Raw genomic sequence first — 23,283 nt, 5'->3', positions numbered from 1 at the left:
GCGGGGCGCCCACCGGGCCGATCCCCGGGGCGGGGGGCCTACCGGGTCGGGTTCCGGTCTGCCGTCGGGCGCGTCTCCCAGGTTCCAGTCTGGTGATCAGGTGACTACTCTCGGAAGTGTCGATCCGAGCACCCGGTCCGTTGTCCGGGCTGCACAATCCGCAGGTAAGGAGCCTGTCCGTGGCTGAAGCTGGCACACCCACCACACTCGGTCTGTTCGCCGGAGAGTTACGCCGCTTTCGCGGCGTGGCCGGACTCTCCCAGGACGGCCTGGCACACCGGATCAACTTCTCCTCCGCGCTGGTGGCGAAGATCGAGCTGTGTCAGCGCCGCCCGACCCGGGAGTTCGCCAAGCGCTGCGACGGCGTGCTCGACACCGGTGGCCTGCTGGAACGCATCCAGGCGGTGCTCGGCCCGGGGCTGGTGATGCCGTGGTTCCGGCACTGGGTGGTCGCCGAACAGGAGGCCACCGACATCCGGTGCTTCGAATTGTCGGTGATTCCGGGTCTGTTGCAGACCGAGGCGTACGCCCGGGCGCTGCTGGCCAGCGGCGGGCTGCTCACCGCCGAGCAGGTGGAGGAGCAGGTGGCGACGAGGCTGGCCCGGCAGGAGATCCTGACCCGACCCGATCCGCCGATGTTCACCGCCGTGATGGACGAACGGGTGCTGCACCAGCCGGTCGGCGGCGCCGAGGTGATGCGCGAGCAACTCCGGCACATCGGCAGGCTCTGCGCCGAGCAGCCCCGGGTCCGGGTGCAGGTCGTCCCGACCAGCGTCGGCGCGTACGCTGGGCTGAACGGTCCTTTCGTGCTCGTGACCCACCCCGGCGGCGACGACGTCGGCTACCTCGACGACCAGCTCGACGGCCGGTTCGTCGAGCGGGTCGAGGACGTCAAGACCGTCCAGCAGCTCTGGGACTCGGTCCGGGCCGAGGCGCTGTCCCATCAGCAGTCGATCGAGATGATCAGGGAAGTGGCGGAGTCATGGAACTGAACGGTGCGCTCTGGCGCAAGAGCAGCCGCAGCAACGGCCACGGCGGCAACTGCGTGGAGGTGGCGGGGAACCTGCCGGGCGTGGTCGGGGTGCGGGACAGCAAGGACCCGGCCGGCCCGGTGTTGGCCTTCACCCCACCGGCCTGGCGCTCCTTCGTGCGTACCCTCCGGGCCCGCTGACCGGGTGAGCACGGCGTGATGCCGCCGAGTCAGCTCGATGACTCGGCGGCATCCCCACCGTTACAGGTATGTCCGCTGGACCAGCCGGGTTCTACCACCGCGCGGATCTCAGGAGTCCACTCCGGCCTGGGCCTTGCTGCACGCGGTGTCGGCCTGGCGCAGTGCCGAGCTCAGCCTGCTCTCGTTCCGGTCCCGGGCAGCGTCGAACATGTCCTGTGCCCGGCGCATGCACGGCAGAAGGACGTCGCGTTCCTTGGTGACGTTGGAGAGGTTCTCCTTGGTGGTGTCCAGTTCGGTGGTGAGGTCGCTGACCTTCTGCTCGGTCTCGGCGATCTTCTGGTCCCGCTGCGTGACGATGTCGCGCTGCTCCTGTAGCTGGTTGTTGAGGTCGGATCGGGTCTCCCGGAGTTCGCCGCGCTCGTTGAGGTACAGGCCGAAGCCGACACCGCCGAGGGCGAGGAGCAGGACCGACAGGATCGCCAGGAGCAGGGTGGCACGCCCGCCGAGCGCGGGTCGCGGCCCCGGCGGGTAGGACTGCGGCTGGGTCTCCGCGGCAGCCATGCCCGGGGCGTACGGCGTACCCGGGGCATACGGCTGCTGGGCGGGAAAAGCCTGCGTCGGCGGTGCGGACGTGGGTGGCGCGGACGTCGGCGGGCCGGATGTGGGCGGCGCCGACGCGGGCGACACCGATGGCGCCGGAGGGACCGGGGCTGCCGGAGGCACCGGGGCCGCAGGTGCCTGGGGGTAGGCGGTGGCCGGGTGGGCGGTGGCCGGGTGGGGCTGGTGGGGCGCGGCTGGAGGGCGGTACTGGGTGTCCTCCGGCCCGTACGACGGGTACGACATTGGTTCCTCCGGGTTTTGGCTCAGCAGACGTGGAAGGTGGCGCAGGCGGTCTGGATCGGTACGGCGAGCCCGATGCCCTCCGCGTCCCGGGCCTTTGCGTCGGCGATTCCCACGACCTCCCGACGGGTGTTGACGACCGGTCCCCCGGAGTTGCCGGGGTTGACGGGCGCATCGAACTGGATCATCGACCCGGGTCCGTCGGTGCGCTCCCGAACCGCGCTGACCACGCCGGTCGTGACGGTGTGGGAGAGGCCGAGCGGCGTGCCGACCACCAGGACGTTCTCGCCGGGATCGGGGTCCTCGGCGGCAGCCGACAGGCCGGTGAACACGGTGTCGACCCGCAGCAGGGCGATGTCCCGCGACTGGTCGACATCAGCTATCAGGGCGGTGTACCGCTTGCCGCCGCGCTCGAGCCGCACCGATTTGCCGTTGCGCGACCAGACCGCCTCGATCACGTGAAAGGCGGTCAACACGTTGGTACGGCCGGTCGCGCTGGCCTTTCCGACGGCGAACGCGCTGCCGGTGAACTCGTCCGCGATCACCTGGAAGACGCTCGGCAACACGGCGGCCGCGACCCCCTGCGGGTCGAAGACCTGATCGTTCTGCTTCTCGGCCGCGGCGAGCCGGCCGTCCAAACTGTCCAGTCGCTGGTCGGTCCCGTTCGCGGCGGCCTCCGCATCGCGTTGTGCCCTGGCCACGTCGCTGCGCAACTGATCGATCTGTCCCGCCTGAACGACGACGACCACCCCGAGCGCGATCAGGACGGCGGTGGCTCCCACCCCGGCGGCCCAGCGCAGCCCGCTCGCCCACCGAAACGGCCTCGACCGCCGGGGCGGAACCGGGGCGGCCGGGTACGGCACCCCTCCCACCATGGCACCCCCATTTGACTACACAGCGCTTCACCTGCGTCATTCAGCGTATCGATCGGGTTGGGTGGGTGGTGGTGGTTGTTCGACCCCCATCGGTACCCGAAACGTGGCATCGCGGCGCTACCGTGACCCTGTGCCGGGCGCGGTGGAACAGAGACTTCTCCGTCAGGGGCTCGGTTACGCACTCGGTCTTCGCATCGTCGTGATCGGCCTGTCCGGTGCGGCCTACCTGGCGCTCGCTCCGGTGCCCGACCGGATGGTCGCCGTGGCGGTGGTGGTCGGCTTCAACGGCTGGAGCCTCTGCTACGCCGCCGCCATGCTGCGGGGCTCCCGGTCGGTCCGCCGCTGGCTGCCGCTCGCCGACGTCGCGGCGGTCTGCGGCGCCTGCCTGACGCAGTCCTGGACCGTCACCTCCGACCCGCGCGGGGGTTCGACCTGGCTCTTCGTCGCGGTGAACCTGGTCGTGGTCACCTACCCCTGGCAGGTCGACTGGCGGCTGCTCGCCGGGGGCACGCTCACGATCGTGACCGCCTACTACGTCGGCGCGACGATGGCCGATCCGGGCGGCTGGCTCGTCGACCCGTCGATCGGGCCCTGGACGGCGGCGGAGGCAGCGCTCTCGTGGGGGCTCTACCGGTTCGTCCGGCGTGGTGCCCGCGCCGCGGACCGGACGATCGCACGCGCCGCCGAGCTGCGCCACGCCGCGGCGGTCGCGGCGGCCCGGCGGCGCGACGAGCGGGAGTACCTCGCGGCGCTGCACGACACCGCGGCAGCCACGCTGCTGATGGTGGGCAGCGGTGTGGTCGACCGGACCGAGCCGTGGCTCGTCGAGCAGGCCCGCCGCGACCTGCGGGAACTACAGCGCTCCGAGGATGTGCTCCACGGCGAGGCCGACCTGGTCCCGCTGCTGCACGAGGTCGCCGACAACGCTCTGCCGCAGATCGCCTGGCGCACTCCCGATTCCCTGCCGCTGCCGGCCGCGGACGCCGTCGCGCTCACCCGCGGCGTGCGCGAGGCGTTGACCAACGTCGTCAGGCACGCCGGCACAGACCGGGCCGAGATCCGGGTCGACCACGACGCCGAGCGGGTCACCGTGCAGATCATCGACAGGGGCCTCGGCTTCGACCCGACCCGCGTCGACAGCCAGCGGTACGGGGTGACCCGATCGCTGACGGAGCGGATGATCCGGATCGGCGGTGCGGCGCGCATCCAGAGCCGTCCCGGGCACGGCACCACCGTCACCCTCAGCTGTCCCCGTGCCGTCCCCGAGGTCAGCGGCAACGACCAGGAGATCATCGCCACCTCGTTCCAGCGCGGGCTGCGCTGGGCCGTCGTCGTGATGAGCCTGGCGATCCTGCTGTTTCTCGATCTGCCGCGGCTGCTGTCCAGCCGCGAGGCGTACGCCGTGTTCTGGCCCCAGATCGTCACCTGGGCCGGCCTGGTCGCGGTGACCCTGGCCGTGGCCGTCGCGACCTGGCGCGACCGCCCGCTCGGCCGGTGGCGCCCGCCGCTGCTCGGGTTGGTCTTCGCGCTCTCCGCCCTGGCGACGATGTCGGTGCGGCCGGAGTACCTGCTCGGTGCCGCGCACTGGTCGGAGGGGGACGCGGGCTGGCAGGTCGTACTGCTCATGATGGACGCCCGGATTCCGGCGTTCGTCGCCGTGCTCGCCGCCCATTACCTCATGACGTTCGGGCAGGCCGCCCTCGCCGGCCAGGCTGCCCTGAGTGTCGCCGGCGCGGTCAGCGCGACCTGGGCCGTCCTCGCCTACCAGCTCGCGATCGCGATGATCGCCGCCGTGCTGCGGGGGATGGCGGCCTCGTCCGCCCAGGCGCTGCGCGCCGCCGAACGGGTGCGCACCTCGGAGGCGGTCGCCCGGCACCTGCACGCGGACCGGACCAGCCGGCTCTCCGGGCTGGGGGCCGGCACCGTACCCCTGCTCACGGGCCTGGCCTCCGGCGAGCTGGACCCGGGCGACGAGTCCGTGCGCCGGATGTGCGCGGCCGAGGCCGCCCGGATGCGCCGGCTGATCGCCGCCGAGGACACCGCCGACTCGTTGTCGCACGAGCTTCGGGCCTGCATCGAGCTGGCCGAGCGCAACGGCGTCGCGGTCTCCTTCGCGGAGTGCGGCGACCGCCCCGAACTGCCACCGCTGGTCCGCCAGCGGCTCATCGAGCCGGCCATAGCCGCCCTCGCCACCGCCCGGGGCAGGGCCCGGCTCACGGTCGCCAGCACCGGCGGGACGGTGACCGTCAGCGTCGTCGCCGCGTGCCCGCCCCCACCACCGATGCCGGACGGCGGCGGGGTCCGGCAGTCCATGACGGTCGTCGGAGATCGCCTGTGGATCCAGGCCGCCTGGCAAGAAGAGCGATGACTGCGCTGACAGGGGGAACGATGATCACTGCGGTAGTCGTGGACGACCACCCCGTCGTCATCGCCGGGGTGCGCGCCTGGTGTGCCCTGGCCGACCCGCCCATCGACGTCGTCGCCGCCGGCCCGACCGTCTCCGTCGCCTGGCTCGACCCGGGTGACAGGGCCGACGTCGTCGTCCTGGACCTCCAGCTGGACATCGCCGGCCCCGCATACGGTGACCTCAAGCGACTCGTCGACGCGGGTCGCCAGGTGGTCGTCTACAGCATGCGGAGCGACCGGGACAGCGTCCTCGCCGCCCTGGACATCGGCGCCTTCACCTATCTCACCAAGGCGGAGGGCGAGGAGCACCTGGTCGCCGCCATCACGGCCGCCGCGGCCGGGACCCCGTACACCCCACCCGCCCTCGCCGGTGCCTTCGGCACCGACGAGCGTCCCCACCGCCCACGGCTCTCCCCCCGCGAGCAGCAGGTGCTGATCGAATGGTTCCACTCCGAGTCGAAGGAGATGGTCGCCCGCCGCCTCAACCTCACCGTCCATCGGGTCAACTCCTGCCTCGAACGGGTACGCATCAAGTACGCCAACCTCGGCCGCGAGGCACCGACCAAGGCCGCCCTCGTCGCCCGGGCCCTACAGGATGGCCTGATCACCACCGATGAACTCTGACCCGGAACGTGATCGCCCCCGTCGTCCGACGAGGCCGGGGGCGGCACCTCGGGGGCGAAGGGCCGAGGCTCCCGGCGGAGGCCCGGAGCCGGTCCGCAAGAATGGCGGGGTGAGTTCTCCGCGCGAGATCGTCCTGCTCGGTTCGACCGGCTCGATCGGCACCCAGGCGATCGACATCGTCCGGCGCAACCCGGATCGGTTCCGGGTGGTCGCGCTCGGTGCCGGTGGCGGCAACGTGGCCCAGCTCGCCGCCCAGGCCCTCGAACTGGGGGTCGAGGCGGTCGGGGTGGCCAGGTCGTCCGCCGCCCAGGACCTGCAACTGGCCTTCTACGCCGAGGCCACCAAGCGGGGCTGGGCCAGCGGCGACTTCAAACTTCCCAAGATCGTTGCTGGGCCGGCCGCGATGACCGAGCTGGCCGAGTGGCCGTGCGACATCGTGCTCAACGGCGTCGTCGGTTCGCGGGGGCTGGCGCCCACCCTGGCGGCGCTGCGCGCCGGGCGTACCCTGGCGCTGGCCAACAAGGAGTCGCTGGTGGCCGGGGGACCGGTGGTCCGGGCCGCCATGGCGCGACCGGACCAGATCGTGCCGGTCGACTCCGAGCACTCGGCGCTGGCCCAGTGCCTGCGCGGCGGCACCCGGGCCGAGGTGCGCCGACTGATCCTCACCGCCAGCGGCGGGCCGTTCCGGGGCCGGCGGCGGGAGGAGCTGACCCGGGTCACGCCCGAGCAGGCGCTGGCCCATCCCACCTGGAACATGGGGCCGGTGGTCACGATCAACTGCGCCAACCTGGTGAACAAGGCGCTGGAGGTGATCGAGACCCACGAGCTGTTCGGCGTGCCGTACGACCAGATCGACGTGGTGGTGCACCCACAGTCGATGATCCACTCGATGGTCGAGTTCGTCGACGGCTCGACGCTGGCCCAGGCCAGCCCGCCGGACATGCGGCTGCCGATCGCACTCGCCCTCGGCTGGCCGGACCGGGTCGCCGGGGCCGCCCCCGCGGTCGACTGGACGGCGGCGCAGAGCTGGCGCTTCGAGCCGTTGGACGAGGCGGCGTTCCCGGCCGTACGCCTGGCCAAGCAGGCGGGTACGGTCGGCCGCTGCCGCCCGGCGATCTACAACGCGGCCAACGAGGAGTGCGTCGCCGCCTTCCTCGCCGGCCGGCTGCCGTTCCTCGGCATCGTCGACACCCTGGAGCGGGTGTTGGAGGCGGCACCGGATTTCGCCGAACCGGGTAACGTCGAGGAGGTGCTCGCCGCCGAGTCCTGGGCGCGGGCGCATGCCCAGGAGATCATCGCGGAAGCGGTGGAAGGAGCCTGATGCTGTATCTGCTCGGGGTGGTGGCATTCGCCCTGGGGATCCTGATCTCGGTGAGCCTGCACGAGGCCGGGCACATGCTCGTGGCCAAGCGGTTCGGGATGAAGGTCACCCGCTATTTCGTCGGTTTCGGCCCCACCATCTGGTCGTTCCGGCGGGGTGAGACCGAGTATGGCGTCAAGGCGATCCCGCTCGGCGGATTCTGCAAGATCGTCGGCATGACGCCGCAGGACGACGACGTCGACCCGGCCGACGAGCCCCGGGCGATGTGGCGCTACCCGCTCTGGAAGCGGACCGCCGTGATGGCCGCCGGTTCGGTGGCGCACTTCACCCTCGCCATCGTCACCCTCTGGTTCGCCGCCATCTTCATGGGGCTGCCCAACCCCGACTACCCGACCACCACCGCCGAGATCCGCAACGAGCCGGCCCGGATCGAGATCGCGCCCTGTGTGGTTCAGGAGAACGAGGCCCGGGCCTGCCAGCCCGGCGACCTGGCGAGCCCGGCGGCCCAGGCCAACCTCCGCGACGGTGACGTGATCACCGCGATCGGCACCATGCCGGTGGCCAACTGGGGCGACATGCTGGACGCCATCCGGGCGACCAAGCCCGGGCCGGTGGAGGTGACGTACCTGCGGGACGGCGCGAGCCAGGGCACCCGGGTCAACCTGGCCGAGGTGCAGCGCCCGCCGCAGGACCAGGTGGACGGCCCGGTCGGCCCGGTCTCGGCCCTGGGGGTCGGGCTCGGCACTCCGCCGGTCATCACCTACAGCCCGGCCGGTGCCTTCGGGGCCACCGCCGACTTCACCGGTCAGATGGCGGTCAACACCGTCAAGGCGCTCCAGCGGCTCCCGCAGAAGGTCCCGGCCCTCTGGGAGGCGATCAGCGGCGAGAAGCGTGACATCGACACCCCGATCAGCGTGGTCGGGGCGAGCCGGCTCGGCGGCGAGGCGGTCCAGCACGGGCTCTGGGAGGTCTTCGTCCTCCTCTTCATCTCGCTGAACTTCTTCATCGGCGTCTTCAACCTGCTTCCGCTGCTGCCGCTGGACGGCGGGCACATCGCCATCGCCTGGTTCGAACGGGTCCGGTCCTGGCTCTTCGCCCGGCTCGGCAAGCCCGACCCCGGGCGGGTCGACTACTTCAAGCTGATGCCCGTAACGTACGCTTTGATCCTGATCGGCGGCGCGTTCACCCTGCTCACCATCACCGCCGACGTGGTCAATCCGATAACCCTGATCCAGAGGTGAAGACAGAGTGACCGCCGTCAGCCTCGGCATGCCCGCCGTACCGCCGCCACCGCTGGCGACCCGGCGGGTCAGCCGACAGATCAAGGTCGGTTCGGTGCTGGTCGGCGGCGGCGCGCCGGTGTCGGTGCAGTCGATGACCACCACGCTGACCGCCGACGTCAACTCGACGCTCCAGCAGATCGCCGAACTGACCGCCTCCGGCTGCCAGATCGTCCGGGTGGCGGTGCCGTCGCAGGACGACGTGGAGGCGCTGCCCGCGATCGCGAAGAAGTCGCAGATCCCGGTGATCGCCGACATCCACTTCCAGCCGAGGTACGTCTTCGCGGCGATCGACGCCGGCTGCGCGGCTGTCCGGGTCAACCCTGGCAACATCCGGCAGTTCGACGACAAGGTCAAGGAGATCGCGGCGGCGGCCTCGGCGGCCGGGGTGCCGATCCGGATCGGGGTCAACGCGGGTTCGCTGGACAAGCGCCTGCTGGCCAAGTACGGCAGGGCCACCGCCGAGGCGCTGGTCGAGTCGGCGCTCTGGGAGTGCTCGCTCTTCGAGGAGCACGGCTTCCGGGACATCAAGATTTCGGTGAAGCACAACGACCCGGTGGTGATGATCCGGGCGTACCGGCAGCTCGCCGAGGCGTGCGACTATCCGCTGCACCTCGGGGTGACCGAGGCGGGGCCGGCGTTCCAGGGCACCGTCAAGTCGGCGGTGGCGTTCGGCGCGCTGCTCGCGGAGGGGATCGGCGACACCATCCGGGTCTCGCTCTCCGCCCCACCGGTGGAGGAGATCAAGGTCGGCTCGGCCATCCTGGAGTCGCTGGGGCTGCGCGAGCGCGGGCTGGAAATCGTTTCCTGTCCCTCCTGCGGCCGGGCCCAGGTCGACGTCTACAAGCTGGCCGAGGAGGTCACCGCCGGTCTGGAAGGGCTGCCGGTGCCGCTGCGGGTGGCGGTGATGGGTTGCGTGGTCAACGGTCCCGGCGAGGCGCGGGAGGCGGATCTCGGGGTGGCCTCCGGCAACGGCAAGGGGCAGATCTTCGTCAAGGGCAAGGTGATCAAGACCGTGCCCGAGGGGCAGATCGTGGAGACCCTGATCGAGGAGGCCGTGCGGCTCGCCGACGAGATGGGTGCCGAACTGCCCGAGGAACTGCGCGACATGGTCGTCAAGCCCACCGTGACGGTGCACTGACCGCCGTCAAGCCCACCGTGACGGTGCACTGACCGCCGTCAAGCCCACCGTGACGGTGCACTGACCGCCGTCGGGCAACCGTGACGGCGCACTGAGCGCCGTCCGGCGAACCGTCCCGGTTGCCCGACCGCCAGTCCGGCTTACCCGCCGGCTCCGCCTACTCCGACTCGGCGAGGATGGCGTACAGCTTGCGCCGGGTCTCGTCGAGCACCTGGGCGGCCCGCTCCCGCTGGTCGTCCGTACCGGTCATCATGACCTGGCGCAGTGCGTTCATCGCCTGGAAGCCGGCCTCGCGGATGTCGTGCCAACTGTTGATGGTGTCCTGGGCGAACTCGGCCCACGGTGGCTGCTCCGCCGCCGCGGCCGCCTCCGCCTGCCCGGCCTCGGTGAGCCCGAAGCGCCGCCGCCCGCCGCCCGACTCGGTGCTGCCGGCGATCAGACCCTCGTCCTCCAGGAGTTGCAGGGTCGGATAGATCGACCCCGGGCTCGGCCGCCAGGCACCGCCGGTGCGCGAGTCCAACTCCTGGATCATCTCGTAGCCGTGCATCGGCCGCTCGGTCAGCAGCGCCAACACCGCGACGCGGACGTTCGGCCGCCGTCCCCGGCCGCCGCCACGTCCCCGGCCACCGCCCCGGCCGTGCCCGTAACCGTGTCCTGGCGGCGGGAAGCCGAAGCCGAAGCCTCGCCTCCGGCCCTCCTGCATCTGGTGAAACCCTCGGTGAAACCCCATCCGAGCCTCCTCTGAGTGTCGCTGATACGTTCACGATATATCGCCAAGCTATCGACGACAACCGGGTTGGCTCCAGGCTGTCGGCTCGGCGGGGTGGCCCGGAACACGCTGCCGGCGCCGACCAGGGGGTCGGCGCCGGCAGGGGCTTTGCGCTAGTTGCGGAGGGTCAGGACGCCGTACACGTCGGGGTGGGCGGGCTGTTGGTGCCGTTCCAGGTGCCGAGGAACCCGAAGGTGGCACTGGCACCGGCACCCAGTGCCCCGTTGTACGCGACGTTGGTCGCGGTCACCGAGGCACCGCTGGTGGTGACCGTCGCCTCCCAGGACTGGCTGACCGTCTGGCCGTTGGCGTACGTCCAGTTGACCCGCCAGCCGGTGATCGCGGCCGAGCCGGCGGTGACCCGTACGCTGGCCTGGAAGCCGCCGTTCCACTGGCCGACGACGCTGTAGGTCGCCGTACACGTGCGGCCCGAGGCCGGCGGAGTGGTGGCGGGCGGCGTCGGCGGCCGGGTGGTGGCCGGCGGAGTCGTCGGTGGAGTCGTCGGCGGATTGGTCGGACCGCCGGAGCCCCAGCCGCCGGTGGTGTCCAGCCACGCCGCCCGCTGGAACATCCAGTCCCGCATGTACTGCACCTGTCCCTGCCAGGTCGGCGAGGTCGGGGTGTAGAACGGGCCGAGCATCCGGGTGCTCAGGTTCGGCCAGCGCTGGAAGTTCCGCTGTGCGGCGGCGGTCAGCGGGGCGGTCAACCGGTCGATCCGGGCCTGGAGTTGGGCGTTGGAGAGCACCCCCTGGCGGAGCTGCTGCCAGCGAGCCTTGACCCGGTTGACGAAGGCCGGGTCCTGGAGCAGCCGCTGGAACCAGTCGTTCGCACTCGGGGACCGGGTTTGCTGGTGCTGCCAGCCGGCAATCTGGTCGTTCTGGAAGTAGCCACCGACCCCGAACGTCAGGTCGAAGTCCCAGAGCGGGCCGGCGACGATCTTGCTGTCCCGGTCCTTGTGGAAGTACGCGCTGCGCAGGTACGCGTCCATGCCCCGGCTCAGCTCGTTGACGATGAGCTGGTTGACGAAGGAGTCGACGTCGATGAAGGACGAATAGCCGGTCACCGGATCGGCGAACCCGGGACTGCGCAACAGGTCGTGGAACTGCTGGATGTGCTGCCGCAGCCATTCTGCCTGCTCGGGTTGCAGCGGGTCGGGGTCGACCACCTCCAGGTAGTGCCAGCAGGTCGCGTCGGCGCCCTGGCAGGGCAGGATCGGCTCCTCCGCCGCCATCCACTCGAACTTGAAGATGTAACCGCCGGTCAGCTTCGGCAGCGTGATGTCGTCCTCGTCGAGTTGCTTCAGGTCGAGCCGGTTCTTCGAGTTCTTGATGGTCTCGATGATCAGGTAGACCCCGAGGTAGTCGTTCGTGGCCACCGGCTGCGCGTCGGTGTTCACGTACACCTCGGCGAAGGCGAAGCGCGGGGCGTACAGGCCCATGTCCTGGCCCAGGCCGTGCATGAAGGCGTCCCGGATCAGCGCCTTGTCGGTGTACGGCCCGCGCAGCACCCAGTCGGAGTCGGCCGGCATGCCCAGCAGCGGCAGGTCGACGTCGTCGTCGGCGTTGTCCCGCAACTCCAGCCGGTACGGCGTCTTCGGGAACATGGCGCTGGACTGTCCGCGCAGGTGGAAGGCGCCCCGGCTGACCAGGCTGGGCGCGGCGGAGAGCGAGGTCGTTCCGTTCACCGGGGAGAACTGCATGACGGCGGCGTCGATGTACTCCCGCCCGGGTGCCCCGGCACCGTACGCGTCCAGCAGCAGGACCGGGAGGTCGTGGTTGGTGCTCACCGCGCGGGCGACGTACATGGCGGTGCCGGGCTCGCCGGTGGCGGCGCCGCCGACGTACGCCTGGGCCCGCAGTTGGGTGGTGCGGGTGAACCTCAGCGGGGTTCCGGAGTAGACCGGTGAGCTGGCCGTGGGGGGTTGGCCGTCGGTGGTGTACCGGACCTCCGCCCCGCTCACCGTGCTGCCCAGCGCGACCGAGACCTCTGCCTGGAAGGTGCCGCTCGGCACCGAGAAGGTGATGTCACCGGTCGGATCCGCCTGGGCCACCGCCGGATCGGCGGGGCCGCTCGCCGGTGCGCCGGCGGCCGCGCCGCCGCTGCCCGCCGTCGTGTCCTGGGCGACCGACACCGGACGGTCGGACCCGCCGCCCGGTCCCGGCGCGGGGCCCAGGGCCGGGCCCATCGCCGCGGCGACCAGGGCGCCCGCCAGGTAGTAGCCGAGTGTGCGCATTTCCTACTCCGTTCCAGAGCTGGTGGGGGGACGGACCGCGCTCGCCACGAGGCTGGGGCCGGGCCGCTCGGCGTCGGGGTGGGTTCGGTGGCCGTCGGTGGCCCCGAGGAGGGTGAAGTGCCTGCGCAGGGTGCGGCGCCAGGGTGCGCACGGCAGGTCCGGCCGGAGTGCGGCCAGCCCGGTGGCGTACTTGGAGATCCGCACCGGGCGGTGACCCCGCGCCCAGAGCAGGCGGTCCACGCAGGACGCGGTCGAGCCGGTCTTGGTCTCGACCACCGCCAGCCCCGGCAGCCGCAGCGGCGGACCGGTGTCGCCCTCCCAGGTCAGCTCGGTGTCGATGGTCACCCGGCTCACCGTCGCGGTTAGGAAGAGCGTGCTGCGCTGGTACCGGGTGACGAGGACGGGGGCGAAGGCGCGGTCCCCGACCTCGATCGACTCCCTCGCGAGTACCTCCTCGACGAACCGCCGCCCGGCCGAGAGGCTCGTCTCGTGGTCCGGCTGGTACGGCAGTCGGTCCTTCACGGTGTTGCCCCGGGGGCCCCGGGTCTTCACCTCCAGCCAGCACTCCGCCGAGTCCAGATAGGTCCGGGTGCGAACCTTGAACCGGCGACGCCGGCGCTGGGCGGTGAGCAGATAGCTGGTCAGCTCCGGGGTGTCGAAGTACACGGAGCGGTAGCTGAAGCAGCGGCGTCCGTCGATCTCCAGGGCCAGGGTGTCCGGACCGACCTGGGCGACGATGTCCCGCGCCTCGCTGACCGGCAGCACGTACTTGCGGTCCACCCGGGTCTGCAACGCGGCCCGTTCGGTGAGCTCGTCGAGGCAGATCGGTTTCAGGTGCGCCGGTGGGGCGCAGTCGACGGCGGTGGTCATCGTGGCACCGCGCCGCTGGTCACCGGGACGTTACGGACCGCCTGCCGCACCGACGGGTGCGAGTACCGGACGTCCACCAGGGTGGTGTCGTTCACCAGGTCGAGGCGCTGGACGCTGGCGGAGTGGACCCGGGCGCCGAGCTTCTGTTCGAGGTAGGCGACCAGCGCGACATGGTCGGTGATGGCCGAGTCGAGGAACATGCTCTGCCGTCGGTAGTTGCGGAACAGTCGCGGATGGTCGCCGACGAACATCACCACGAGGATCAGCGCCATCATGGTCGGGACCTGCCACGCCGGACCGCCGCCGAGAGCGGAGAGGATGCCGAGCGCCAGCGCCGAGAAGTAGTACGCCACCTCGTGCTGGTCGAGCTCGGTGGAGCGGAGCCGGATGATGGAGAGCACTCCGAAGAGCGCCAGACCGAGACCCAGGCCGGTGCCGGTGCTGCTGGTGCCGAGCGAACTCGCCACCGCCATCACCCCGATGTTCACGCCGAGGTACGCGGCGACGAGGTCGCGACGCCGGTGGCGTGGAAAGTAGAGCCCGAACACGAGCAGAGTCACTGCGACGATGTCCGCCGCAAAGAGGGCGAGTTGGGGCATGGGTCCTGTCCTCCTGGATACATCCGGTGGCCGGTTGGTAAACGGACGCCGACTACCAGGTTACATTGAAGGACTTCGATCCCGAGTCCGCTCCACCGCTAACAGCTTGTAACGGGTTTTATTTACAGCCGTCTATCCTACGGGAGGGTGCCCGGGCACCGCCGACCGGGCGCCCGTCGCCAACACGCGAGGGCGGCTCCCGCCCGGACCAGCCGGAGGGGAGCCGCCACAGGTCTGCCGACCGGTCCCGGCCGGTCGACCCGGGTCACACCGAACCGAAGACCGCCAAACCCGGCAGCGCACGGTCGCCGTAGTCGAAGAGCGCCTGGTTTTCCCAGCCGTTGCCGGAGGACGGGTTGGTCGGGTCCCAGCCGTTGCCGGGCACCGCCGTCCAGGTGGGCTCCCAGTAGAAGACCCCCAGGCCCCGCCCGTTCGGCACCGCGCGGACGACGTCGAAGACCGCCCGCAGCGCGTCCGCCTGGCCCTGCGGGGTGGCCGGATAGCCGCCGGCGGACTGCAACGAGGAGTTGAAGATGTTCGGCTCGCTGTCGTCGGCGTTCAGGGTGAAGCCGTACGCGGTCTCGGCGACCAGCACCGGCCGGCCGTACCGGGAGGCGAGGTCGTTCAGGTTGGCCTGGAGACTGCCGAGGGAGCCGTGCCAGTAGAGGTAGTGCGACACCCCGATCACGTCGAACGGCACCCCTCGCGAGGTGGCCTGGTCGAACCACCAACGGTGCTGCGAGTTGTTGCCGCCCTCGGCCAGGTGCAGCATCACCTGGGTCGAGCCGTTCACCGCCTTCACCGCGTTGCTGCCGGCGGTCAGCAGGGCGGCCAGGTTGGCCCAGTTGTTGCTGCGCCCGTCCGGCCAGAGCATGCCGTCGTTGATCTCGTTGCCGACCTGCACCATGTCGGCCGTCGTACCCTGCGCCCTCAGCGCGTTCAGCACGTCGTACGTGTGGTTGTAGACCGCGTCCCGGAGCTGGTTGAAGCTGTAGCCGCTCCACGCGGCGGGCTTGTTCTGCTTGCCCGGGTCGGCCCAGCTGTCCGAGTAGTGGAAATCGACCAGCAGCCGCATCCCCCGGGCCTTGATCCGGCTGGCCATGGTCAGCACCCGGGCCTTGTTGTTGTAGCCGTCGGCCGGGTTGACCCAGACCTTCAGTCGGGCGTAGTTGACCCCGTTCGCGGTGAGCAGTTGCAGTGGGTCCCGCTCGGTGCCGGCCGCGTCCCGGTAGACGCCGCCGCGGTCCTGGCTCTTGAGCAGGGTGGAGATGTCGACGCCGCGGATAGGGACGCCCCCGCCCGGGTTGCCGGTGCCGCCGCCGGTGAACTCGACGTCGTCCACGTTGATCCAGTTGCCGGCCCGGGCGTCGGAGACCACTGCGGCGGTGCACTGCCCGCTGGTGACCTGGGCGGTCACCGATACCTGGGTCCAGGTGGAGGTGGTCGGGATGTTGGTTCGCTGCTCGGCGCCGCCGCAGTTGCGCAGCGCCAGGTACGCGGCGACCTGGCCGCCACCGGAGCGGACCCAGGCCCGCAGCGTGTACGACCCGGAGCCGAGCCCGGTGAGCTGCTGGTAGGTCTCCACCCGGTAGGCGCCGGAGGCCCAGTGCGACAGGCGGTAGTTGCCGGACCGCCCGCCGGCCTCGGTGAAGCTGGCACTCTGCTGGCCCGAGCCGGACGACTCGGACCAGCCGGGCGGGCTCTGGCTGGCACCGGAGGACTCGAAGCCCGGGTTGCTGATGGTGGCGGCGGCGCGGACGGGGCTCGGGGCGGGGCCGGCGACCAGGCCGGTGGCGAGCAGTACGGCGCCGAGAGCGGCGGCTGCCGTACGGAGCGGATGGGACGGACCGCTCATGGGACTTCCTTCCGTCGAGGGGATGGGTGCCCGGCGTACCCGCGCTGGTACGCCGGCCGGCAGGTCGGATGCCGTCGGCGTCGCGGCGGTACGCCGGCCCACCTGGCGTTCATCTGGCGGCGCCGCGTTCATCGGGTGGCGTCCGTTCATCGGGTGGCGTCGCGTTCATCTGGCGGCGTCGCCGAGTACCCGCAGTCCGGGCAGGGCCCGGCCGGAGTAGTCGAAGAGTGCCTGGTTCTCCCAGCCGTCCCCGGAGGTCGGGTCGGCCGGATCCCAGCCGGCTCCGGCGACCGCGGTCCAGGTCGGCTCCCAGTAGAAGACGCCGAGCGCACCGGGGACGGCGGCGACGGTGGTGACCATGTCGCGGATCGCGTCGGCCTGCCCCGCGGGCGTGGCCGGATAGCCGCCGGCCTGTTGCAGCGAGGCGTTGAAGATGTTGGTCTCGTGGTCGTTCTCGGCCAGCGTGAAGCCGTACCCGGTCTCCACCATCAGCACCGGCTTGCCGTACCGGGCGGTGAGGTCGAGGAGGTTGGCCTGGAGCGAACCGAGTGGGCCGTGCCAGTACGTGTAGTGCGAGACGGCGACGAGGTCGAACGGCACGCCCCGGCTGACCGCGTTGTCGAACCACCACCGGTGCCCGCCGTTGTTGCCACCCTCGGCCAGGTGCAGCGCGACCCGACTGCGTGGCGAGGCGTCGGTGACCGCGGTGCTGGCGGCGGTGAGCAGCGCCGCCAGCCCGTCCCAGTTGTCCCAGCGCCCGTCCGGCCAGAGCAGCCCGCCGTTGATCTCGTTGCCGACCTGCACCATGTCGGCCGGGGTGCCCTGCCGGCGCAGGCTGGACACCACGTCGTAGGTGTGGTCGTAGAGCGCCTTACGGAGCTGGTCGAAGGGCAGCTCCGCCCAGGCGGCGGGCTTGAACTGCTTGCCCGGGTCGGCCCAGGTGTCGGAGTAGTGGAAGTCGACCAGCAGGCCCATCCCGAGCGCCTTTGCCCGGCGCGCCTTGGCCAGCACGTCCGCCTTGTCGCTGAACCCGTCGGCCGGGTCGACCCAGACCTTCAGCCGGGCGTAGTTGACGCCGTTCTCCGCGAGGATCCGCAGCGCGTCGCCGGGCCGTCCCCGGTGGTCGCGGTAGACCGCGCCGTGGTGCTCGTTCTTGGTCAGGTGCGAGACGTCGGCTCCGGCGATGCGTAGCGCGGGGGCGCCGGCCGGCCGGGTGGCCGGGCGTAGCGTCAGGTCGTCGAAGTGCGCCCAGTCCCCGGCGTGGCCGTCGGAGACCAGCGCCACGGTGCAGCGGCCGGTGCTGACCCGGGTGGTCAGGGCCACCTCCACCCACCACTCGGCGCCGGTGCGGGGCAGGTCGACGCGGCGGCCCGGCCCGCCGCAGCCGGTGAGCGAGACGTACGCGTCGCGCTGGCCGCCGCTGGCCCGCACCGAGACCCGCAGGGTGTGGTCGCCCCGGCGCAGCCCGGTGAGCCGCTGGACGGTCTCCACCCGGTACGACCGGTCGGCCCAGTGGGTGAGCCGGTTCCCGCCTGACCGGCCGCCCGGCTCGACGTAGCTGGCGGACCGCTGGCCCCGCTCGGACCAGCCGACGGGCGAGCCGTCCGGGCCGGCCGCCTCGAAACCCGGGTTCCGCACGGTTCCCGATGGCACGGTTGCCGTCGGCACGGAGAACCCGGTGCCGGTTCCGGCCGCCGCCGGGGATGGCTGGGCCACGACGACGGTGGCGATCAGCGCGACGGCGGCGGAGGCGACTCTTGGCTGCTGCATCGACAAACGCTCCTCGGTGGACTCGACCAAGGGGCCCAGGCGGCTCCGCCAGGGCCTCGACCTCGCCCACCAGCGCCGTGATTGGGAGCGCTCACAACCCGAAGTTTGCCGGTGCTGGCTGCAATAACGCTGGATTTAGGCGGATGGCGAGCGATTGCTCCTGTGAGCGCTCACAGAACCATCCGCATCCAACGATGTCAAGAGGTCTCCGACGCTCGCCGCCGCCGCTGGTACGTCGCGATGATCACCCCGGTCGTGGTCGGAACGGCATCGACCAGCTCCAGTGTGTCGTACCCCGTCTCGCCCTCGGCGAACAGCTTCGTCCCGGAGCCGAGTGTGATCGGGTGGATCGACAGTGTGTAGATGTCGACCAGGCCGGCCCCGGCCAGCGACCGCACCAGCTCGCCGCTGCCGAGCACGACCAGGTCGCCCTCGACCTCGCGCGTGAGCGCGGCCACCGCCGCGGTCGCGTCACCCTTCAGCAGGGACGAGTTCTGCCAGGGCAGAGGCTCGGCCAGGCTCCGCGAGGCGACGTATTTGTGCTTGCGGTTGAGGACCTCGGTGTACGGGTTGCCGTCGGTCTGCCTCGGCCAGTAGCCACAGAACTTCTCGAACGTGCGGCGGCCGAAGAGCAACGCGCCGTCCGCACGCATGCCCCGGCCCATCGTCTCCGCCATGACGTGGTCGGCGTACGGGGTGGCCCAACCGCCGTGCCGGAAGCCACCCCGGGTGTCCTCGTCCGTCCCGCCCGGTGCCTGCATGACCCCGTCGAGCGTCACGTTCACCACCACAACGAGCTTTCCCATCGTGCTCTCCCCGCCTCCAGGGCCAGTCCGTCGCCGGCCCGTCACCAGCTAGACGAACGAGCCGCCCCGACATCGACAACGGACGGGACACGACCGCTGGATCAGGTGCGCAGCACCCGTACGCCGCCGGCCGGCACCCGGAGCACTCGATCGTGGACGGTGCCGTCGACCAGGTCGGTGCCGCTGGCCGGCAGTTCCGCGTCGCGGTCGGCGTGGTTGATCGCGACCAGGAACCGGCTGCCGTCCGCACCCGCGCGCCGGACCAGCTCGACCCCGTCCGGCACCCCGTCCGGCGGGACCAGGCCCGCGTCCCGGTACGCCGCCCGGAGCACCGGGGCCAGCCCGGCGGTATCCAGCCGGGTGGAGACGTACCAGGCGTGGCCGGCACCGAGAGCGTGCCGGGTGACCGCCGGTCCACCGGCGGCCGGACCGTCCCGATAGCTCCACACCGGCGTGGCGCCCTGCGGCACCACCACCTCCGCCCAGACGTCCGCGCTGATCTCCGCGCCCGCCGTCGCCCCGGTCGTCCCAGCCCCGGTCGGCCCGGTCGTCCCGGTCGGCCCGGTCGGCCCGGCCTCGGTCGGCCCGGTCGTCCCAGCCCTGGCCGGCCCGGCCGTCACCGTCTCGACGAGCCGGACCGTCTCGCCGGAGCGCAGCGGCAGGAACTCCTCCACGGTCAGCCCGAGCAGGTCGCGCAGCGCACCGGGATGGCCGCCGGGATGCACGGTGTCGTCGGCGTCCACGATCCCGGAGAAGTACGAGACCAGCAGCGTCCCACCGCCCGCCACGTACCGGCGCAGGTTCTCCGCCGCGGCCGGCGTGGTCAGGTAGAGACTCGGTACGACGACCAGCGGGTAGCCGTCGAGTGCCCGCTCCGGGTGGGCGAAGTCCACGGTGATCCGGTCCCGCCAGAGCCGCTCGTACCAGGCCGCCATCCGCTCCCGGTAGTCCAGGTCGACCGAGGGCCGCCAGTCCAGCTCAACGGCCCACCAGGACTCCCAGTCCCAGAGCACCGCCGCGTCGGCGACCACCCGGGTGCCGCGCAGCGGTTCGAGGCTGGGCAACTCGGCGCCGAGCGCCACCACCTCGCGCCAGATCCGGGTGTCGGTGCCGCCGTGCGGCAGCATCGCGCTGTGGAACTTCTCGGCGCCGAACCGGGACGCCCGCCACTGGAAGAAGAGCGCCGACTCGGCGCCCCGGGCCAGGTGGGCCAGGCTGTTGCGGCGCAGTTCGCCGGGGCGCTTGGCGATGTTGCGGGGCTGCCAGTTCACCGCCGAGGTGGCGTGCTCCATCAGCAGCCACGGCCGACCCCCGGCTACCCCCCGGGTCAGGTCGGCGCACATCGCCAGCTCGATGTGGTTGTCCGGTTCCTCGGCCCGCAGGTAGTGGTCGTTGGAGATCACGTCCACCTCGGCGGCCCAGCGCCAGTAGTCGATCGTCTTGCAGTTGGCGATCATGAAGTTGGTGGTCACCGGCACGCCGGGGGAGAGCCGGTGCAGGATGTCCCGCTCCCGCCGGAAGTTCGTCAGGTGCGCGTTGGAGGAGAAGCGCAGGAAGTCGAGCTGCTGGGCCGGGTTCACCGCGGTCGGCGCGGCGAGCGGCGGCTCGATCTCCGCCCAGTCGGCGTACCGCTGGCCCCAGAACGTGGTGCCCCAGGCCGCGTTGAGCCGGTCCAGGTCGCCGCCGTACCGGTCACGCAGCCAGTCCCGGAACGCCTCGGCCGAGGTGGCGCAGTAGCAGAGCGCGTTGACGCCGCCGTACTCGTTGTGCGAGTGCCACAGCACCAGCGCGGGGTGGTCGGCGTAGCGGCGGGCGAGCTGTTCGGTGATCCGCGCGCTGGCCTCGGCGTACGCGGGTGAGCTGGGGCAGAACGACTGTCGGGCGCCCCCGCCCTGCGGCACGCCGTGCCGGTCCACCAGCCGGGCCTGCGGGTGGCGGCGGCGGAACCAGGCCGGCGGTGCGGCGGTCGGGGTGGCCAGGTCGACGCCGATCCCGCCGTCGTGCAGCAGGTCGAGCAGCCGGTCGAGCCAGCCGAACTCGAACCGACCCTCGGCCGGTTCCAGCAGGGCCCAGGAGAAGATCCCGACGCTGACCAGGTTCACCCCGGCGACCCGCATCAGCTCGACGTCCTCGGCCCAGACGGATTCCGGCCATTGCTCCGGGTTGTAGTCGCCGCCGTACGCCAGGCGGGCCAGCCGGGGCAGCGGTCCGGCCCGGCCGGCAACGTCCTCGGTGGCTACCACAAGGTGCGGGGTCTGACTCATGCGGGATCTCCGAACTGTGCGCGCTCCCAACGGTAGTGGGCATGATTGCACACCGATCTACAAGGTAAACAAGTGCCAAACCGTGTCTTGACATGATCGATCCAGGGTCCAAGACTGTGAGCGCTCCCAGTTGTTTCTGGTCGATCACGAGCCGATGACACCACGGAAACTGAGAGGTTGAGATGACCCGTACGCTCGGCGCGAAGATCCTGGCGGTGGCTCTCGGCGCCAGCCTGGTCGCCGCCTGCACGTCCAATGCGAACGACGACCCGGCAGAGCCGGCCGGCCCGGTCGAGCTGACCTTCTGGTCCTGGGCGCCCAACATCGAGAAGCTGGTCGACCGGTGGAACGCCGACAACCCGGAGACCAAGGTGACGCTCAGCAAGCAGGCCGGTGGCGGCGACATGGTCACCAAGCTGCTCACCGCGGCCAAGGCGGGCAACCCGCCCGACCTCGCCCAGGTCGAGTACCAGTCGCTGCCCACCCTGGTCAGCAACGACGTACTGGCCGACATCGCCGAGCAGGCCAAGCCGCTTGCGGAGAAGTTCTCCGAGGGCAGCTGGCAGCAGGTGACCCTCGGCACCGACGCCGTCTACGCGATCCCGCAGGACGCCGCGCCGATGATGCTCTACTACCGGACCGACCTCTTCGCGCAGTTCGGGCTGACCGTGCCGAAGACCTGGGAGGAGTTCGCGCAGACCGCCCGTACGCTGCGCGGCAAGACGAAGAAGCACTTCCTCACCACCTTCTCGGCCAACGACCCGGGCTGGTTCGCCGGGCTGGCCCAGCAGGCCGGCGCGAACTGGTGGGGGATCGACGGCGAGTCCTGGCGGGTCACCGTCAACGACGCCGGCACCAAGAAGGTCGCCGACTACTGGGGCGGGCTGGTCGGCGAGGGCGTGGTCGACGGCAAGCCGATGTACACCCCGGAGTGGAACAAGTCGCTCAATGACGGCACCCTGCTGGCCTGGCCGAGCGCGGTCTGGGCCCCCGGCGTACTGGTCGGCAACGCGCCGGCCACCAAGGGCAAGTGGGCGATGGCCCCGCTGCCGCAGTGGAGCGCCGGTGAGAACCGGACCGGCAACTGGGGCGGCTCCTCCACCGGGGTCACCGAGGCCTCCAGGCACAAGGCGGCGGCGGTCCGCTTCGCCACCTGGCTTAACACCGACCCGGCCGCCACCACCATGCTGGTCCGGGAGTGCGCCGTCTACCCGGCGGCCCGGGAGGCCCAGTCCGGCCCGGCGCTGGCCTCACCGCCGGACTTCTTCGCCAACCAGGCGGACTTCTACCCGCTGGCCAAGCAGATCGCCGACACCGCCGCCGGGGTCACCTGGGGACCGAACGTCAACGTCACCTACGAGGCGTACCAGGACGCGTTCGGCAAGGCGATCACCGCCAAGACGCCGTTCGGCGCGGCGGTCGACGCGATGCAGACCGCGACCGTGGACGACATGCGCAAGAACGGCTTCACCATCGCCGGCTGACCAGCCGGGCAGGCAAGACCGACCGGCCGACCGAACGGAGAGTCGATGCCCACGGCCACCCCCGGGGTGCGCCGCCGGGGAAGGCGTACGGGAATCCCGTACGTCTTCCTCGCCCCGGCGGTGATCCTGTTCCTCGCCTTCTTCCTCGCCCCGATCGGGTACGCGGGGTACCTGAGCCTGCGCAAGGTCCGGATCTCCGGGCTGGGGCTCGGCCGGGGCTCCCGGACCGAGGTCTTCGCCGGGCTGGAGAACTACCGCAACGCCGTCACCGACTCCGAACTCTGGTCCGGGGTGCTGCGGGTGCTCGGCTACGGGGCGCTGCTGCTGCCGACCATGCTGGGGCTGGCGCTGCTCTTCGCCCTGCTGCTGGACCGGCCCCGGGCCCAGCTCGCCCAGTTCAGCCGTACCGCGATCTTCCTGCCGTACGCGGTGCCGGCGGTGATCGCCAGCCTGCTCTGGGGCTTCCTCTACCTGCCGGCGACCAGCCCGCTGAACGACCTGCTGGCCCGGTTCGGGCTGCCCGAGCCGGACCTGCTCGGCACCGACGTCGTCTTCTACGCGGTGGTCAACATCGCGCTCTGGGGCGGTGTCGGCTTCAACATGATCGTGCTCTACACCGCGCTCCGGGCCATCCCGCCGGAGCTGTACGAGTCGGCCCGGCTCGACGGCTGCTCCGAGATCCAGATCGCGCTCCGGATCAAGATCCCGCTGCTCGCCCCGGCCCTGGTGATGACCACGCTGTTCACCATGATCGCCACGTTGCAGGTGTTCAGCGAGCCGATGACGCTGGCGCCGATGACCAACTCGATCTCGTCGACCTGGACCCCGCTGATGAAGATCTACCGCGACGCGTTCGCCACCGACGACCGGTACGCCGCCGCGGCCACCTCGGTGCTGATCGCCGCGATCACCCTGGTCCTGTCGCTGGGCTTCCTGCGCCTGGTGCAGAAGCGGGCCTTCGGACAGGAGCAGTGA

The 23,283-nt window shown here is 71.2% G+C and carries 19 protein-coding genes; 9 read left to right on the top strand and 10 right to left on the bottom strand.

The window, feature by feature from the left end:
- The first annotated feature begins 179 nt into the window (after nucleotides 1–179).
- Complete coding sequence (locus EV371_RS25575; RefSeq protein ID WP_486484787.1) at nucleotides 180–992, top strand: helix-turn-helix domain-containing protein; 813 nt, start codon at nucleotides 180–182, stop codon at nucleotides 990–992.
- On the top strand, nucleotides 983–1,171 hold the full coding sequence (locus EV371_RS25570) for a DUF397 domain-containing protein (protein ID WP_130464301.1): 189 nt from the start codon (nucleotides 983–985) through the stop codon (nucleotides 1,169–1,171). The genes EV371_RS25575 and EV371_RS25570 overlap by 10 nt, the downstream gene beginning before the upstream one ends.
- Nucleotides 1,172–1,279: 108 nt before the next feature.
- Here the strand turns inward: EV371_RS25570 and EV371_RS25565 are convergent, their stop codons facing one another.
- Nucleotides 1,280–1,732, bottom strand: a complete 453-nt coding sequence (locus tag EV371_RS25565) for a hypothetical protein (RefSeq protein WP_130464300.1) — start codon at nucleotides 1,730–1,732, stop codon at nucleotides 1,280–1,282.
- Nucleotides 1,733–2,034: 302 nt separating this feature from the next.
- A complete protein-coding gene (locus tag EV371_RS25560; RefSeq protein ID WP_349340529.1) occupies nucleotides 2,035–2,874 on the bottom strand; it encodes a S1C family serine protease in 840 nt (279 codons plus the stop codon).
- A 142-nt stretch (nucleotides 2,875–3,016) separates the two neighbouring features.
- Here EV371_RS25560 and EV371_RS25555 point away from each other — a divergent pair, with 142 nt between their 5' ends.
- The 5 genes from EV371_RS25555 (at nucleotide 3,017) to ispG (ending at nucleotide 9,658) form a co-directional block, all read left to right on the top strand.
- Nucleotides 3,017–5,254: an ATP-binding protein gene (locus tag EV371_RS25555; RefSeq protein WP_165436833.1), complete on the top strand. Its 2,238-nt coding sequence runs from the start codon at nucleotides 3,017–3,019 to the stop codon at nucleotides 5,252–5,254.
- 20 nt (nucleotides 5,255–5,274) lie between these two features.
- Nucleotides 5,275–5,916 (top strand): response regulator, encoded by a 642-nt coding sequence (locus EV371_RS25550; RefSeq protein ID WP_349340527.1) that lies wholly within the window; start codon nucleotides 5,275–5,277, stop codon nucleotides 5,914–5,916.
- 109 nt (nucleotides 5,917–6,025) lie between these two features.
- Entirely contained in the window at nucleotides 6,026–7,237 is a 1,212-nt protein-coding gene (dxr, locus tag EV371_RS25545) for a 1-deoxy-D-xylulose-5-phosphate reductoisomerase (protein WP_130464296.1), read from the top strand.
- On the top strand, nucleotides 7,237–8,478 hold the full coding sequence (locus tag EV371_RS25540) for a site-2 protease family protein (RefSeq protein ID WP_130464295.1): 1,242 nt from the start codon (nucleotides 7,237–7,239) through the stop codon (nucleotides 8,476–8,478). Before dxr ends, EV371_RS25540 begins: the two co-directional genes overlap by 1 nt.
- Before the next feature lie 7 nt (nucleotides 8,479–8,485).
- On the top strand, nucleotides 8,486–9,658 hold the full coding sequence (ispG, locus tag EV371_RS25535; RefSeq protein ID WP_130464294.1) for a flavodoxin-dependent (E)-4-hydroxy-3-methylbut-2-enyl-diphosphate synthase: 1,173 nt from the start codon (nucleotides 8,486–8,488) through the stop codon (nucleotides 9,656–9,658).
- Between the two features lie 157 nt (nucleotides 9,659–9,815).
- On the opposite strand, the gene EV371_RS25530 is transcribed toward ispG, so the two are convergent.
- The 8 genes from EV371_RS25530 to EV371_RS25495 all read right to left on the bottom strand — a co-directional run bounded on the left by EV371_RS25530 (nucleotide 9,816) and on the right by EV371_RS25495 (nucleotide 20,824).
- Nucleotides 9,816–10,388: a helix-turn-helix transcriptional regulator gene (locus EV371_RS25530; protein ID WP_130464293.1), complete on the bottom strand. Its 573-nt coding sequence runs from the start codon at nucleotides 10,386–10,388 to the stop codon at nucleotides 9,816–9,818.
- 166 nt (nucleotides 10,389–10,554) lie between these two features.
- Nucleotides 10,555–12,660 carry a CotH kinase family protein gene (locus EV371_RS25525; protein WP_486484786.1) on the bottom strand — a complete coding sequence of 702 codons (2,106 nt, stop codon included), beginning with the start codon at nucleotides 12,658–12,660 and terminating at the stop codon, nucleotides 10,555–10,557.
- 3 nt (nucleotides 12,661–12,663) lie between these two features.
- Nucleotides 12,664–13,530, bottom strand: coding sequence for a VTC domain-containing protein (locus EV371_RS25520; protein WP_130464292.1), 867 nt, complete (start codon nucleotides 13,528–13,530; stop codon nucleotides 12,664–12,666).
- Nucleotides 13,527–14,129 carry a DUF4956 domain-containing protein gene (locus EV371_RS25515; RefSeq protein ID WP_130464291.1) on the bottom strand — a complete coding sequence of 201 codons (603 nt, stop codon included), beginning with the start codon at nucleotides 14,127–14,129 and terminating at the stop codon, nucleotides 13,527–13,529. The genes EV371_RS25520 and EV371_RS25515 overlap by 4 nt, the downstream gene beginning before the upstream one ends.
- A gap of 265 nt (nucleotides 14,130–14,394) precedes the next feature.
- Nucleotides 14,395–15,984: a glycosyl hydrolase 53 family protein gene (locus tag EV371_RS25510; RefSeq protein WP_130464290.1), complete on the bottom strand. Its 1,590-nt coding sequence runs from the start codon at nucleotides 15,982–15,984 to the stop codon at nucleotides 14,395–14,397.
- 165 nt (nucleotides 15,985–16,149) lie between these two features.
- Nucleotides 16,150–17,754, bottom strand: a complete 1,605-nt coding sequence (locus EV371_RS25505; protein ID WP_130464289.1) for an arabinogalactan endo-1,4-beta-galactosidase — start codon at nucleotides 17,752–17,754, stop codon at nucleotides 16,150–16,152.
- 197 nt (nucleotides 17,755–17,951) lie between these two features.
- A complete protein-coding gene (locus EV371_RS25500) occupies nucleotides 17,952–18,560 on the bottom strand; it encodes a dihydrofolate reductase family protein (RefSeq protein ID WP_130464288.1) in 609 nt (202 codons plus the stop codon).
- Nucleotides 18,561–18,661: 101 nt separating this feature from the next.
- On the bottom strand, nucleotides 18,662–20,824 hold the full coding sequence (locus EV371_RS25495) for a beta-galactosidase (protein WP_130464287.1): 2,163 nt from the start codon (nucleotides 20,822–20,824) through the stop codon (nucleotides 18,662–18,664).
- A gap of 182 nt (nucleotides 20,825–21,006) precedes the next feature.
- Here EV371_RS25495 and EV371_RS25490 point away from each other — a divergent pair, with 182 nt between their 5' ends.
- Both EV371_RS25490 and EV371_RS25485 read left to right on the top strand, forming a co-directional pair.
- Nucleotides 21,007–22,308, top strand: a complete 1,302-nt coding sequence (locus EV371_RS25490) for an extracellular solute-binding protein (protein WP_130464286.1) — start codon at nucleotides 21,007–21,009, stop codon at nucleotides 22,306–22,308.
- A gap of 45 nt (nucleotides 22,309–22,353) precedes the next feature.
- Nucleotides 22,354–23,283, top strand: coding sequence for a carbohydrate ABC transporter permease (locus EV371_RS25485; protein WP_130464285.1), 930 nt, complete (start codon nucleotides 22,354–22,356; stop codon nucleotides 23,281–23,283).

Source organism: Plantactinospora sp. CNZ321 (assembly GCF_004217235.1).
The sequence above is the reverse complement of the archived record's forward strand: the minus strand, read 5'-3'. Positions and strand labels throughout refer to the sequence as shown.

What these genes read in the sequence shown, in the direction of transcription:
- EV371_RS25570 (WP_130464301.1), top strand. Translation starts at nt 983, where the DNA reads ATGGAACTGAACGGTGCGCTCTGGCGCAAGAGCAGCCGCAGCAACGGC.
- EV371_RS25565 (WP_130464300.1), bottom strand. Translation starts at nt 1,732, where the DNA reads ATGGCTGCCGCGGAGACCCAGCCGCAGTCCTACCCGCCGGGGCCGCGA.
- EV371_RS25550 (WP_349340527.1), top strand. Translation starts at nt 5,275, where the DNA reads ATGATCACTGCGGTAGTCGTGGACGACCACCCCGTCGTCATCGCCGGG.
- EV371_RS25540 (WP_130464295.1), top strand. Translation starts at nt 7,237, where the DNA reads ATGCTGTATCTGCTCGGGGTGGTGGCATTCGCCCTGGGGATCCTGATC.
- EV371_RS25530 (WP_130464293.1), bottom strand. Translation starts at nt 10,388, where the DNA reads ATGGGGTTTCACCGAGGGTTTCACCAGATGCAGGAGGGCCGGAGGCGA.
- EV371_RS25525 (WP_486484786.1), bottom strand. Translation starts at nt 12,660, where the DNA reads ATGCGCACACTCGGCTACTACCTGGCGGGCGCCCTGGTCGCCGCGGCG.
- EV371_RS25520 (WP_130464292.1), bottom strand. Translation starts at nt 13,530, where the DNA reads ATGACCACCGCCGTCGACTGCGCCCCACCGGCGCACCTGAAACCGATC.
- EV371_RS25515 (WP_130464291.1), bottom strand. Translation starts at nt 14,129, where the DNA reads ATGCCCCAACTCGCCCTCTTTGCGGCGGACATCGTCGCAGTGACTCTG.
- EV371_RS25510 (WP_130464290.1), bottom strand. Translation starts at nt 15,984, where the DNA reads ATGAGCGGTCCGTCCCATCCGCTCCGTACGGCAGCCGCCGCTCTCGGC.
- EV371_RS25505 (WP_130464289.1), bottom strand. Translation starts at nt 17,754, where the DNA reads ATGCAGCAGCCAAGAGTCGCCTCCGCCGCCGTCGCGCTGATCGCCACC.
- EV371_RS25500 (WP_130464288.1), bottom strand. Translation starts at nt 18,560, where the DNA reads ATGGGAAAGCTCGTTGTGGTGGTGAACGTGACGCTCGACGGGGTCATG.
- EV371_RS25495 (WP_130464287.1), bottom strand. Translation starts at nt 20,824, where the DNA reads ATGAGTCAGACCCCGCACCTTGTGGTAGCCACCGAGGACGTTGCCGGC.
- EV371_RS25490 (WP_130464286.1), top strand. Translation starts at nt 21,007, where the DNA reads ATGACCCGTACGCTCGGCGCGAAGATCCTGGCGGTGGCTCTCGGCGCC.
- EV371_RS25485 (WP_130464285.1), top strand. Translation starts at nt 22,354, where the DNA reads ATGCCCACGGCCACCCCCGGGGTGCGCCGCCGGGGAAGGCGTACGGGA.